Origin of the sequence: Wolbachia endosymbiont (group A) of Andrena hattorfiana (assembly GCF_947179565.1) — a bacterium.
Taxonomy (GTDB): Bacteria; Pseudomonadota; Alphaproteobacteria; order Rickettsiales; family Anaplasmataceae; genus Wolbachia.
Map to the genome: position 1 here is coordinate 297,221 of NZ_CAMXBT010000002.1, position 14,380 is coordinate 311,600.

At 34.3% G+C, this 14,380-nt stretch carries 9 protein-coding genes and 3 pseudogenes; 8 read left to right on the forward strand and 4 right to left on the reverse strand.

Features of this window, described 5'->3' with window-relative positions:
• Positions 1 to 11 precede the first annotated feature (11 nt).
• The 3 genes and pseudogenes from OM966_RS03240 to OM966_RS03250 all read left to right on the forward strand — a co-directional run bounded on the left by OM966_RS03240 (position 12) and on the right by OM966_RS03250 (position 6,375).
• Positions 12 to 4,719, forward strand: a pseudogene (locus OM966_RS03240) (NAD-glutamate dehydrogenase).
• A gap of 5 nt (positions 4,720 to 4,724) precedes the next feature.
• Positions 4,725 to 5,021 carry a Sec-independent protein translocase subunit TatB gene (gene tatB, locus OM966_RS03245; RefSeq protein WP_264328795.1) on the forward strand — a complete coding sequence of 99 codons (297 nt, stop codon included), beginning with the start codon at positions 4,725 to 4,727 and terminating at the stop codon, positions 5,019 to 5,021.
• Positions 4,993 to 6,375 (forward strand): PleD family two-component system response regulator, encoded by a 1,383-nt coding sequence (locus OM966_RS03250; protein WP_264328796.1) that lies wholly within the window; start codon positions 4,993 to 4,995, stop codon positions 6,373 to 6,375. The genes tatB and OM966_RS03250 overlap by 29 nt, the downstream gene beginning before the upstream one ends.
• Positions 6,376 to 6,519: 144 nt before the next feature.
• Here OM966_RS03250 and recO read toward each other — a convergent pair whose 3' ends face one another.
• Positions 6,520 to 7,242 carry a DNA repair protein RecO gene (gene recO / locus OM966_RS03255; RefSeq protein WP_264328797.1) on the reverse strand — a complete coding sequence of 241 codons (723 nt, stop codon included), beginning with the start codon at positions 7,240 to 7,242 and terminating at the stop codon, positions 6,520 to 6,522.
• Between the two features lie 214 nt (positions 7,243 to 7,456).
• Positions 7,457 to 8,486, reverse strand: a pseudogene (locus tag OM966_RS03260) (PDDEXK nuclease domain-containing protein).
• A gap of 172 nt (positions 8,487 to 8,658) precedes the next feature.
• On the opposite strand from OM966_RS03260, the gene OM966_RS03265 reads away from it, so the two are divergent.
• Positions 8,659 to 9,285, forward strand: a complete 627-nt coding sequence (locus OM966_RS03265; protein ID WP_264328798.1) for a hypothetical protein — start codon at positions 8,659 to 8,661, stop codon at positions 9,283 to 9,285.
• A gap of 231 nt (positions 9,286 to 9,516) precedes the next feature.
• On the opposite strand, the gene OM966_RS03270 is transcribed toward OM966_RS03265, so the two are convergent.
• Complete coding sequence (locus OM966_RS03270; RefSeq protein WP_264328799.1) at positions 9,517 to 9,855, reverse strand: outer membrane protein assembly factor BamE; 339 nt, start codon at positions 9,853 to 9,855, stop codon at positions 9,517 to 9,519.
• A gap of 130 nt (positions 9,856 to 9,985) precedes the next feature.
• On the opposite strand from OM966_RS03270, the gene OM966_RS03275 reads away from it, so the two are divergent.
• The 3 genes from OM966_RS03275 to tsaB all read left to right on the forward strand — a co-directional run bounded on the left by OM966_RS03275 (position 9,986) and on the right by tsaB (position 12,892).
• Positions 9,986 to 10,975 (forward strand): ribonucleotide-diphosphate reductase subunit beta, encoded by a 990-nt coding sequence (locus tag OM966_RS03275; RefSeq protein WP_253307200.1) that lies wholly within the window; start codon positions 9,986 to 9,988, stop codon positions 10,973 to 10,975.
• 382 nt (positions 10,976 to 11,357) lie between these two features.
• Positions 11,358 to 12,290: a dicarboxylate/amino acid:cation symporter gene (locus OM966_RS03280; protein WP_264329036.1), complete on the forward strand. Its 933-nt coding sequence runs from the start codon at positions 11,358 to 11,360 to the stop codon at positions 12,288 to 12,290.
• Positions 12,290 to 12,892 (forward strand): tRNA (adenosine(37)-N6)-threonylcarbamoyltransferase complex dimerization subunit type 1 TsaB, encoded by a 603-nt coding sequence (gene tsaB, locus OM966_RS03285; protein WP_264328800.1) that lies wholly within the window; start codon positions 12,290 to 12,292, stop codon positions 12,890 to 12,892. Before OM966_RS03280 ends, tsaB begins: the two co-directional genes overlap by 1 nt.
• On the opposite strand, the gene OM966_RS03290 is transcribed toward tsaB, so the two are convergent.
• Positions 12,887 to 13,510 (reverse strand): AAA family ATPase, encoded by a 624-nt coding sequence (locus OM966_RS03290; protein WP_264328801.1) that lies wholly within the window; start codon positions 13,508 to 13,510, stop codon positions 12,887 to 12,889. The two genes, tsaB and OM966_RS03290, sit on opposite strands and share 6 nt — an antisense overlap.
• A gap of 280 nt (positions 13,511 to 13,790) precedes the next feature.
• Between OM966_RS03290 and OM966_RS03295 the strand changes: the two are divergent.
• Positions 13,791 to 14,340 (forward strand): annotated as a pseudogene (locus tag OM966_RS03295) (class II aldolase/adducin family protein).
• Positions 14,341 to 14,380: the final 40 nt, after the last annotated feature.

The window sequence follows — 14,380 nt, forward strand, 5'->3', positions numbered from 1 at the left end:
TTGTTAAAAAAATGTGTATAGATCATAATGTTGACACTGAGTCTTTATTTGAGTTAGTTGATCAAGAAAATCAGCAAGATAAAGAAAAAATTAAAAAATTTATTAAGTATTTTTATAGTTTTATTTATAAAAGCGACCTAAAAGCCAACGATAAGTTTTTGCTATATATTGTAAACGATGCTTACAATTTTGTTTCTCAAAAAGAGAAAGATGAAAGTAAGTTAGTAGTAAGCAATATAGATGATATACCAGGAATAGAAGGCGATTTTGCCACGATTAAGATAATAAACGATGATATGCCATTTTTAGTTGATTCTGTTATTGCAACTATTAAATCGCACAATTTAACCATATGCTATTACAGCAACAGCATAATTAACATTAAAAGAAAAGATGGCCTAATAGATGAGATTTACTCTTTGGAAGAAAGCAATGAAGTCAAAGAGTCAGTTATATATGTAATTATCAAAGGTATAAGTGACAGTTTTGTTGATACATTAAAAGAATCTCTACAAAAAACGCTGAAAGCAGTTAATTGCGTTGTGAAAGATTGGCACTTAATGCTCAAGAAACTTGATGAAGCAAAAAGTCTTCTTTTTGCCATCGAGCAGCCAGCGTCGAACGCTGGAGTGACACCAGGAAAAGATTTCTTAGATTGGCTAAAAAACAATAATTTTGTATTTCTAGGTTATCAAGAATATATTGCTGGTAAAGATGAAAAACTCGTCTGTGATAGCAAAAAGGACCTTGGCCTGATAAGAGTAGGTCAAAGTACGTTGATTCCTTCTGCAAACCTTGATTCCCTATACATATTGAGATCAGATCTAATCTCAATAGTCCATCGGCGTATATACATGAATTGTATAGGAGTAAAAAAATTTGATGACCAGGGTAATGTAGTAAAGGAACGGCGTTTTTTTCGGGCTATTTACTTCTGTAGCGGAGGTCCAAGATATTCGAACTATTCCAATAATAAGAGATAAAGTTAAAGTTATAGAAAAAAATGCAGGGTTTGTAACCGGGGGCCACAATAACAAAGCTTTAATTTCTATTTTACAAGCATTCTCTTGTGATGAATTATTCCAATCAAATGAAGACGAATTATTTAAAATTTGCATTTCGATCATGTCTCTTGCGATTAGGCCAAGGGTCAGATTATTTTTAAGAAGAGTAAGGGATTTTATTAGTTGCATAGTGCTGATACCAATGCGTTATGCTAGCGCTAGGCTAATGTTCAAGATACGTGACACATTGAAGGATGAGACAAGTGCAGAAAGTTCAGATATTTATAACAATCACATTATCAATGAATATGATTTGATGAAATTGCATGTAGTGCTAAAGACCAAAAATGCTAGTGTTCCTGATGACGAAGTTTTGCGTATCGAAAACAAATTAAGGAACATTACGGAAAAGTGGGAAGATCGTTTTATAGACAATTTATATAATACTTTTAGTACTGTTGAGGATATATTCATCCGTTATTGCAAGGCATTTCCAATAAGCTATCAAGAGAGTTTCGAACCTCATGACGCATATTACGATATGAAAAAATTGGAGATAGTGAGGAAAAAAGGAGTTAGCGAGGTCGATTTAAGACTTACTTGTGATAATCTTAATTATCAATTAAAGGTTTACACTTCGAGCAATGGAGGTCTTGAATTATCGAAGATATTAAGAATTACTAAGAATTTGGGAGCTAAGATTCTATCTCATAATGGCTATTACATAGAAATTAACGGCGGAATATGGATACACTATTTTGTGTTGTCAAGAGTCGATGAATTAATAGACAACATTACTCTAAAAGAGCAATTTGAAATAACACTTGTGAAAGTGTTTAGAAAGGAAATTAAAAATGATTATTTCAATAGTTTGGTCATTATTGCTGGACTGGAGTGGAAAGAAGTGCTTCTGGTTAGAGCGTTAAGTGCTTACCTAAAGCAGACGTCATTTAACTACAATCCAGAATATATCCAAAAGGTAGTCTCAGAGTATCCAAAAATAGTAAAGTATTTGATACAACTATTTCATGCAAGATTTGATCCTAGCATAGACATTGATAGAGCAGAAACCACGGACATTTTCATAGAAAAAATTGAGGAACTTCTAAAAGAGATCAGCAATGTTTCACATGATTACGTTTTGCGCTCGATATTTAACTTGATAATGGCTATTTTAAGGACCAGTTATTATCAAGACGATAAACCATATTTATCTACAAAATTTGACTCAAATAAAATAAATGGTTTGCCTGATCCTCGTCCATATCGTGAATTGTATATTTATTCAAATCTTTTTGAGGGAATACATCTAAGAGGAGGGAAATTGGCCCGTGGTGGCTTAAGGTGGTCGGATAGGACGGAAGATTTTCGCACTGAAGTTTTGGGGCTCATGAAAGCTCAGATGACAAAAAATGCGGTTATTGTACCTGTTGGCGCAAAGGGTGGGTTTGTAATTAAGCAAGTTTATAAAGACAAAGATATTTTAAGAGAGAAAGGTGTTGAATGCTATAAGAGTTTTATCAGGGGAATGCTTGACATTACTGATAATGTAGTTAATGGCAAAATAATTCCACCAGAGAATGTGATTAGGTATGATGAGGATGATCCATACTTGGTAGTTGCAGCAGATAAAGGCACTGCTTCTTTTTCTGACTATGCAAACCAAATAGCCTCTGAATACAATTTTTGGTTTGGCGATGCATTTGCATCTGGTGGATCAGCAGGTTATGATCACAAAAAAATGGGTATTACAGCCAGAGGTACATGGATTGCAGCGCAGAGGCATTTTTGGAAAATGAATAAGGATATTTACCAAGATGTAACTGTTATTGGCATTGGAGATATGGCTGGCGATCTATTTGGAAACGGTATGCTGCTTTCAAAAAATATACATTTAATCGGCGCATTTAACCATATGCATATTTTTATTGATCCAAATCCTAGTGCAGAAAAGAGTTTCACAGAGCGTAAACGTCTCTTTGAGTTACCATTTTCAACTTGGATGGATTATAACAAAGATTTGATTTCTAAGGGTGGAGGAGTATTTGAGCGTAGCAGCAAGCAAGTAAACATTTCTCAAGAAATAAAAAAATGCTTTGATATAACAGAAGATATGCTACCTCCAAGTGATTTGATTAGATATCTACTCAAAGCAGAAGTGGACTTCATATGGAATGGAGGAATTGGCACGTTTGTTAAAGCAAAGAGTGAAAATCATAGCATGGTCGGTGACAAAGCAAACGATGAGTTAAGAGTAAATGGTAAAGATATTAGAGCTTCTATGTTTATAGAAGGCGGAAATTTGGGATGCACACAGCTTGGAAGAATAGAATATGCTGAAAGAGGTGGATATATCAATGCAGATTTTGTTGATAATTCAGCCGGAGTGATATGTTCGGACCTTGAAGTTAACATCAAGATTGCATTTGTTTCAGCTATGAAAGCAGGGAGTGTTTCTTTAGAAAAAAGGAATGAAATACTGGCAAGTATGGTGGACGAAGTTGCATCCAAAGTACTTGAGAACCACAACAGAATTGAAACAAAAGCATTACTTCTTGAGTGTTTGCAAGCTAAAGAGAGATTGGAGCAGCACCACAGGTTACTGCTCAGTTTAGAAAAATCTGGGCTGTTAAACCGAAGCGTAGAATTTCTTCCAACTGAAGAAGAGATAGCAAGGATGTTAACTGGTGCAGAAGGTTTCAGTTCTCCTCAGCTTTCTATTCTAATGTCTTATGCTAGAACGGCAATAAAAAATGAAATTATACATTCCGATCTGCCTGAAAAAGATCTTATATCTAATGACTACTTGCTAGGTTATTTTCCTAAAAAGATGATAACAAAGTTTAAGGATTTCATATTAAAACACCAACTTCGTAGAGAAATTATCTCTACTTGCATTGCAAATGATGTAGTGAATAGAATGGGCTGTATATTCATCAATAATTTGGCTGAGAACACTGGAATTAAGGTACAAGAAGCGGTTAACATATATATTGTTGTTAACCACCTGTATGATTTAAACAGCCTGTGGCAGAAAATTGATGAATTGGATGGAAAAATTGATGTTAACTCATACTTACAAATAGTGAGGAACGTGCAGAAATTTATTGGCAGAGTATCATTTTGGTTAGTGAAAAATCTTGGCAAGCTTAGCTTTGTAGAGTTGGATGATGTTACAAAATTTAAAGATGCAATTGAAACTTTAGGCCAGAACTTAACTGATGTTTTAGATGAACACCTATTAAAGGTCTATAGCCATGGATCAACTTCTTTAGTAGAACTTAATATAAATAAAGATCTAGCAAAAAAAGTTGCTGATCTATGCGTTCTTGCTTATGCACTGGACATTATATCTGTTGCTGAACAGACATCTTTGTCCATTCTTGATGCTGGTAAAATATACTTTGAGTTAAAGTCGCTGTTAAGATTCGATCTGATTAGAACAATTGCCATCAAGATGAAAAGCCGCTCTTCTTATTGGGATCGCAGCTTAGTTAATGATTTATTGGACGATTTAAGCAATTACCATCACAAGCTAGCTGTTAAAGTCATAAAAGCTACTGATAACCCCGAAGATAAGGTTCAAACCTGGGCTTGTAATGATAAGGACTACATAGAACGTTATAATAGTTTTTTAGATGAGATAGTTGCTTCTAAACTTGATTTAAGCAAATTAATATTTATAATCAGGAGGATTAAAGTACTTGCTTCATAGGAAAAATGTTTAATATAGGTCTTTCAGAAATTTCGGTCGTTGCTTTAGTGAGCATAATTGTTCTTGATAGAAATAAGGTGCCTGTATTTATTGATCTTATTAGGAATACATATAAGTGTCTTATGATTATAAAATCAAAAGCTAGGAGGTTATTGAAAGACGCAGGAATTGAAGACTTATATAAAGAATGTAATACTGAGAAAGTAAATTACATAGTTGGTAAAAATGGTAAGCTTTATCCTGCTTACGATATAGATAATACATCCAAAGATAATGACAGCAAAGATCCTAGTAGTAGATGATGTACTATGTAATGTTAAGCTTTTAGAAGCTCGACTAAAAGCAGAGTACTATACGGTTATCGTGGCCTATGATGGTGAGGAAGCCATGGATTTAGTAGCAAAACAGCAGCCCGATATTATATTACTCGATATTATGATGCCAAAAATGAATGGCTTTGAAGTTTGTAAGGAGCTAAAGAGTGATCCCTTGACAACCCATATTCCAATAATTATGGTAACTGCGCTGCATGACGCTCATGATAGAGTACAGGGCATTAATGCTGGTGCAGATGATTTTCTGACTAAACCAATAGACGAAACTGCTTTATCTGCAAGGATCAAGTCTCTCACGCGCTTAAAAATGATTATAGATGAATTGCGTTTAAGAGGAGAAACCAACGCTGAGATTGGCGGAGTAGCAGAAAACAGTATTATGGATTATTCTAATCAGATTTTTGATGCTAACATACTTGTTGTAGATGAAGATGTCTTTCAAGCAGAGCAGATATATAATGTACTAAAGCACCGCTTTAGGTCAATTAAAATACTGAGTGATCCAGTGGAGGCATTAAAGGTTGGTATTAAGAATAATTACGACCTGATCATTTCTGATATGCAGTTTTCAAAAACTGACGGCCTGCGTTTGTGTTCTGAGTTTCGTAGTAAAGTAGAAACACGCTATACACCAATTCTGATTCTTTCTGAGGATTATGATAAAAACAATTTAGTAAAAGCACTTGATGTAGGTGCTAATGATCATTTAACAGTACCTTTGGATGAGGGTGAGTTAATAGCAAGGGTTAATTCGCAAGTAAAACGCAAAAGATATCAAGATGCCTTAAGAATGAATTTATTTAATAATGCGGAAATGTCTATAAAGGACCCATTAACTAACTGTTATAATAGAAGATATTTTGATGCACACTTAAGAAACATTGTTAAGGACTCTGTGGAAAAGGATAGAAGGTTGTCTCTTATGATACTTGATATAGACTATTTTAAGATGGTGAATGACAGTTTTGGGCATAGTGCTGGAGATGAACTTTTAAAGCAAGTACAGAAAAGAATTTCTGAAAATATCAGAGTGACAGATTTATTAGCTAGGTTTGGTGGTGAGGAGTTTGTTGTTGTAATGCCAGATACCAATGTATCAGATGCGTACACTATTGCGGAGAGAATACGAAAAATTATTGCTAAAGAACCTTTTATACTTGCGGACAAAAATACAATCCATAACATAACTGTGAGCATTGGAATTGCAGAAATGCAAGGATCTGACCTTGACGATATTAAAAAATTTATAGTACGTGCTGACAAATATTTATATAAGGCAAAAAACAGTGGTAGAAATATAGTGGTTACTGGCTATAGCTAAAGTGGCTTAAGTTTACCGACAACCGTCATTCCGCTACTCGTTAGCAGAATCTATGCTGAGATACCGCGAATGAATCGCGGTATGACGTGTTGCTTGGATTAGCTATAGATTTCTGAAATGATTTCAAAAAAATGATAACTAAGGTTAAAGCGACAACATGAGGTTTCTCAGCTCTGGAAATTTCATGTTTAACTGCAAAAATAGATACTTATTTAAAAAATATCCTGTGAATTTCAGTCCTAACTGAAATTCTTGGAATGAGTAGCTGTTTTGTAGGTTATTATTGTATACATCATGCAACATTTGTGGAAAAGGTAGGAGTTTATCTGCATAATAATCTCCTGCTTTTTTTGACACTGCTCTACCAGTTTTTGGAGAAATAAATTGTAAGTTTTCCTTAACACCTGTTACAGCACATTTGGATAAGTCTAACTTGAATCCCAATTGCGTAAGAAGCAGAAGCTCTAAGTTAAGATAATGGCTTTGCCAAGACTGATTGTTGTGTTGAATTACATCGATGAAATATCGAAAATTGTCATACAGCACGGCACAGGGTTCACTTTCTGGAAGCACTTTTTCTAAAATAGAGGAGAAAGAGACAATAGTAATGCTTTTTAACTTATCTTGAAAGAAATGATGGAATGGAGATTCGATTAATTCGCACTTTAAAAAACCCAGATTTTCAGGTAACTTAGCACTCCATTCTGCATGTAATAAATTACTTATCTGAAACTTATAATTGCTATTGTTTGTTAGCTTAGTTAATCCCCTGCGCTTTCCATGATTTTTTGTAAACAGAGAAAGAATTAAGTTTTTATCGCCGTATTTTTTAGCAGCTATAATGATGCCTTCATCTTTCCATCTCATTTAGAGTATATTGACCGTATGATATTATAGGATATTACACCTAGAGCTTGTAATCCATAAAAATCACTTACTCTGTTACTGTTTGCTTCCAAAGTTTCAAGGCTATGAGAGAGTAAGTTATTGGCTGCCACTCTTCTTCCTGAGCCTGATGCATTTCATACTGAGCTTTTGGTTTTTGGTTTGCTAAATAATTGTTTGAATGATTTTAGTAACATTACTTTTCCTCATCTGAAATTTTGGATAATTCAGCTTCTAATTCTTCTATCGTCGGTAAAGCTGTTTTTATGTTCTCTGGTAGATTTTCAGTTATTCGGTATTCTGCAAGACCTATTGGCTTTGTCATGTCTCGCAGTGTATATTCCGCCAGTACATTATTTTTTGATTTACATAAAATTAATCCTATAGATGGCTGGTCTGTTGAGTGTTTTAGCAAATTATCCACTGCAGAAAGATAAAAATTCATTTTTCCAGCGTATTCTGGTTTGAATTTATTATCTTTCAACTCAATCACTATAAAGCAACGTAATTTTAAATGGTAGAATAATAAATCAATATAAAAGTCTTCATCTCCAACATCTAAATGAAATTATCTTCCAACAAAAGCAAATCCTTCACCGAGTTCTAACAGAAATTTTTCCATATGTCCTACGAGTCCTTTTTCTACTTCTCTTTCATGAGCATCCTTACCTATACTTAAAAAATCAAAAATATACGGATCTTTTAATGTATAATGTGCTAAATCTGATTGAGAGGATGGTAATTTTTCTTTAAAGTTAGTAATAGCTTTCCCTTGGCGTTTATGTAGTCCAAGCTCTATCTGCATAACCATAATGTTACGTGACCAGCCATGTTCAATAGCTTTTTTTACATAAAATAATCTTATTTCATGACTTTCTATTTTTTCCAAAAGAGTGATATTGTGATACCAAGTTAATTGTGCAAGAGGCTCCTGCACAAATTCAACATCAGGATATTCTTCGGCAAACTTACGCATATACTTCAGATTTCTCGTGCTAAAGCCTTTCATTTCTGGAAATGTACTTCTCAAATCCTTACTTAATTGATCAATTACCTTAGCTCCCCAGGCATGTTCTTTTTGGCGTTTTAGGATCTCTGTACCAATATGGTTAAAGCAAAATAAGCTTACTATTTACTGCAAGTGCTGCTTTATAACGACTAGTAGCGATATGTTCTTTCAACTGCTCTAAAAATTCTGTATATCCCTTTGCTATAATTTTTGTCATACGGTTCCTTTTAATCCATTATACAATTCCTTTGTCTGTCGAGAAGACAATCTTTCGCTTGCCTGCAACTTTGAAGGGATTCCTTATTTACTTCAAACTCGTCCATCAACTAAAATATATTGACTTTATGTGCAATATTAGCTTTAAACCAGTAAAACAAACTGCTTAACATATGCGTTTTTTCTATTCTAATTACATTCTTTTTTCATCTTTATGTTGTTTTCTGCTTTTTTCGTTACCTTCAACAAAAGCCCAAACGAATGATACGTCAGTTGTTCCTATACCACAAAGGAAAAAAGAAACAGTTGAGCACACTGTTGTAGCACAACCGAGGCAAATTATCGAAATGCAAGAAGAAGTCATTATTAACGAGGGTAAAGAATTCATTCCAGTTCCAAAAAGAAAAAAAAGTGTAGGGAAGAAACTAAGAAGGGATGTTAGAGAGGCAAAAAATGAAATAGGAAACGAAAAAAGCGTTGAGAATAAAAAGGATGAATTAGTTGTAACAGAAATTATTAACTCTATAAGAGACAAACTTACAAAATGCTGGAGCATTCCTGAAAGCATAGCTTTAAAAGAAAATTTTAATATAAAAATTAACTTATTATTATCCAGTCAAGGCGAGATAATTATGGCCGATGTAGCAGACAGTGATTCCTATCGAAATAATCCACTTTTCAGGTCGATAGCAGATAATGCAATGCGTGCAGTATATAAATGTAGCCCATTGACTGGCTTGCCTACTCAGCACCACCACATTTGGCGTGAAGTAACACTAGACTTTATTCTAAATGGGTAAAATCTTACAATAGACCTCTTATATTACCTTCTGTCATCCAAGTAGTCAGGCTACTTGGATGACAGAAGTAGACACTTCACATTATCATTCCAGCGCTCCTTTCTTGTCATGCCAGTGCGTGACACTGGCATCCAGAAAAAAAATAGATCCCAGTGTCTGGGCACTGGGGTGACGTAATACGGTTCTTGGATGACAAAGAAGGGCGGGAAAAACTCTGTACTCAGCAGATTTTCAATCAGGAACAGCCAAAGATCTCTCTAAGATGTCAGTTTCTTTTGTCTCTGCAACTTTACCGTCCTGATCGAATGAAATTTGCAGAGACTTACTGCTATACTTCTTTTTTCCTAAGAAGTTAGCTTGTTTAATTTTATATGAGACATAGTACCAAACATTGTCATCGAACTTTGATACTAATGTTGGTGATCCTAAAGTGTGAACCACTTTTTCTTTATCGTCACCTGCTTTTATCTTGCTCCACAATTCAACACTAATGCCAGGAGCTCCGTGGTTGTGAATAGTGTGTGTGCAGCTCACTGTAAATAATAAAATAAAAGATATTAATACTCGCATTTCTGTTGATAAATTACTTGAAGCTATAATACACTAATAAATTACCTGCCGTCAAATTTCAAAAAGTTAAATTGACCGATTCTCAATATCACTTAATATAATATTTACTTTAGAAAATAATAGGTGTCTTATGTCATTGTTAGAAGCAGATCCAATATACAAACCTTTTAATTACCCTTGGGCGTATGATGCGTGGCTGCAGCAACAAAGAATCCATTGGATACCTGAGGAAGTTCCGCTTGCTGATGACGTGAAGGATTGGAAAACTAAACTTTCAAACGTAGAGAAAAATCTACTAACTCAGATTTTTAGATTCTTTACTCAAGCGGACATTGAAGTAAATAACTGCTACATGAGGCATTATTCAAATATATTTAAGCCAACAGAAATATGCATGATGCTTGCAAGTTTTTCCAATATGGAAACCATACACATTGCAGCTTATTCTTATCTTTTAGACACAATTGGCATGCCAGAAAGCGAGTATCAAGCATTTTTAAAGTATGATGCTATGAGAAAGAAATATGAATACATGCTGGAATTTGAGGAAAGCAAAAAACACGATAAAAAACATGTAGCTAAAACTCTAGCAGTGTTTGGTGCATTTACCGAGGGGTTGCAGTTATTCGCATCGTTTGCAATTTTGCTCAATTTCCAACGCTTTGGAAAAATGAAAGGCATGGGGCAGATAATCGCCTGGTCAGCCCGTGATGAAACTTTGCACACCAATTCAATTATTATGTTATTTAATACATTTATTAAAGAGAATAATGAAATTTGGGACAACGAGTTTAAAGAGGAATTATATTCTGCATGCCGCACTATTGTTGAGCTTGAGGACGAATTCATAAAGCTTGCCTTTGATTTAGGAGATGTTGAAGGACTATCCGCAGAAGAAGTGCGCAATTACATACGCTACGTAGCAAACAGACGGTTAATGCAATTAGGTCTTGAGTCCATATATGATGTCAATGATAATCCTATTCCATGGCTCGATGAAATACTAAATGGCGTTGAACATACGAATTTCTTTGAAAATAGAGTAACAGAGTATAGTCGTGCAGCAACTCAAGGCACATGGGAGGAGGCTTTTACTGAAAACGACACGAATAATAGGTGAGTGCTAATTTCACTCTTCTTTGTCATGCAAGTAGCTGACACTGGAATCAGTTTTTTGATCGAGAATGTTGTATAGTGCATAATCAATTTTCCTGGATCGAAGTAGTCAAGGCACTGGGATCTAATAGATAATATTCGTGCAGTACGCGCGGGAGTAACAAAAGCTGCTTGTCTTTCATAATGTTTCGTAGCAATAGGCAGTTTTGCTTTACTTAACAACTAACTTACCATACATATGTCCATAGGACATTGGTATATAAGAACGTGCTACAACTATTAATCTTACTCACGGTCATCACTTCAGTTGCATTCTTTGGTCATTTATTATTTTTGCGTTAATCTTTAGCAGTGTTAACAATCTTAAGCAGTCAGCTATAAAGTTTATATTGTTACTTATTATAATGATCTTCTTATCGAATCTGGCTTCAAGTTTAATAGCTTATTCTGTTGGGCATTTTATCATACAAAACACTTATTCAATACAAGATATAACGTATGAAGAAACAATTGTTCCTTTATGGTCGTTTAGGCTTCCGCTACTCCTTTCTAACTTTCATGCTCTTGCTTGTGGATTTATGTCCAGCATAGTAGTGTCTATACTGCTACCTAAGAAAAGCAAAGAGCTTTCGAACAAAATGTTAGATTTAACTCTCTTTATTTTGAAGACGTTTTTGACGCCGATTATTCCAATATTTGTACTTGGGCTTGCTTTAAAAATGCAGCATGATCAAGTTTTATCTATAATATTTAAGGATTACTCAATAATTTTTATTATTATAGCATCTGCAACCTACCTTTATGTTTTCCTCTTATATGGAGCAGCAAATTCATTCAAGATCACAAGCTGGATAGCTAGTATAGGTAATATGATACCGGCATTTATTACTGCGATGAGCACAATGTCTAGTAATGCAAATATGCCGCTTACTCTTGAAGGAAGCAAAAAAAATGTAAAGCAACCTGATATAGCATCGTCTGTTATACCAATAACTGCTAGCTTCCATTTAGTAGGTGATTGCTTTTTTGTTATAATATTATCAATGGTAATTACTTCTGGTTATTTATTGTCCACAACGGACTATGTAACTTTTCTTCTCTATTTTTTGTTATTTAAGTTTGCTATCATTGCAGTGCCGGCAGGAGGAATTATGGTAATGCTACCTATTCTTGAGAAATACCTCAAATTTTCTCCAGAAATGCTTTCGTTAATCACAGCCTTGTATATAGTGTTTGATCCAATAATCACTTCAGCAAATGTTATGGGTAATGGTGCCTTTACTATGATGTTTACAAAACTCTATGATAAGCTTAAGTAATGTCTATTTTAGCGATTGATACTGTAGGTACTGGTAGTTCAATAGCAATAGTTGATTATGATGGTAATTGTTTTGTAGAGCGCAATTCCGCCAGCAACAATCATGTAGAATCATTTTTTCAAATTCTGAATACTTTGTTTGATAAGCACAATTATAATTATGATAAAATAGATCATTTAGCGGTAGTAGTTGGACCAGGAAGTTTCACTGGAATTAGAGTTGGTATATCAGCAGCACAAGGTATAAATCTTGCTACAAATAAGCCATTATATGGAGTTAATGCGCTGGAAGTTCAAGCTTACACAATATCTTTGCTTTGTACGAATAGCAAAAAAAATATCAGAGCTATAATCAAAAATGCTCAAGGGTTTTATACGCAGTTATTTGATTTCAATTTATTGCCGCTATCTGGTCCAACTGCAGCACGTGACCCTGGATCCAAGTGTCACGCTACAAGCAGTGACTGCATTACACATATGGATTGCAATTTAAATGCTAGCCATGCAGGACTATTGGTTCATTATAGACTGAAGAACAAGCAAAAATTAAATGAAGTCGAGGCTCTATATTTAAATGAGCCTCAGTATATGAAATCATTATAGACTATTCTTTCGCGTACATACAATGTGGCTAAGCCTGTGCATCTGGTTTACTATCTCTTGAGCTACTTCTTTTATACTCATATCTGAATTTTCTATCTCTATGGCACTCGGTGGTATAAATAAATTGTTAATCCTATATTGCTCTATCATGCTATTTACATTAGTCACCTTCCTATTTTTTCTTTGCCTTTTTAATGCAATACGCTTTTGTAATGTCGGTAGATCACACCTAAGTACCACAGAAAGGATTTCTGTGTTCATTTTTTTACTAAGCCTTACTATTGAATCATACATCCTCATGTTCTGGTCATTATTTTCCATCAACCCATCAATAAATATGTAATTTTTTGAGTGAATCGGATAATTTTCTATTACCTGAAGCATAATTTGCATAATGTCATATATTCTATCTTGAACTTCCTTAGGTATTTGATCACGTTCAAAGACACCATTGTATATAGGGCAAACTTGAACATTGTTATAGAACTTACTATTTACAATTAATGCGTCTATCATATTGGACAATTCTATTGCTGTGGAAAGTTTACCACTTCCTGAAAGACCAGAGAGATATATGAAAAATCCTGCTGGCTGTTTTTTTGTGTTAATATTTACCATATTATTTTCAATCTTGAAACTTACATTTATAATAACATAAAAACAAAGCTTTAAAACATATGAAATATTACATAGAAAATTATTTTTATAGTTAAGATATTATGTAATTTAGAAACATAAATTCTGTATATAAACTCTATAATAACGATAACTATTTTTAAGCAAGCTATAACACAAAAGTGTTTGGTATTCAGAAAGCAAGACAGAGTGGCATAGACTTATTAGTTTACTACAAGCCTTTTTTCGTGTATAAATCTTCAGAAGATTCTAACAGAGGATTGTGTTGTTAACAAAGAGCAGAGTAAAAAGGGATCTAGTCTATGCCTATCAGATTTTGTCTTACCTTAAACTGGATGATCATACATATACTCACCTCTCGGTATCAAGCAAGGAAAGACATTCAAGCAATTTTTCACCTGCATACACCTTCTATTGTAGCAGTTTCTTCTCTAAAAGATGGGCTACTTCCAATAAGTCAATGGGCACTGCACTTTTACAATAAAGTCTCTTACCATAATTATAATTCCCTAGCACTTAGCAATACAGAAGGAAAGAGGTTAATAGCTGATCTGAAAGAAAATTTTGTCATGTTAATGTGCAATCATGGATCTATAACGTGTGGTCGGACTATACAAGAAGCAATGTTTTACACGTATCATTTAGAACGAGCGTGCAAAACTCAATGTTTAACGTTAGCAATGAATAGGGAGTTATCAATTCCAAGTGAAGAAATTTGCTCAAAAGCTGTAAAGGATCTCCTATCTTTTGAAAGCAATCTTGGTGAGAGGGATTGGCACGCATGGGTTAGACTAATTAAAAGTAAGTTGTAAGAGGCTTTCGCACTACTATCTGTCATCCAAGTAGGGAGTC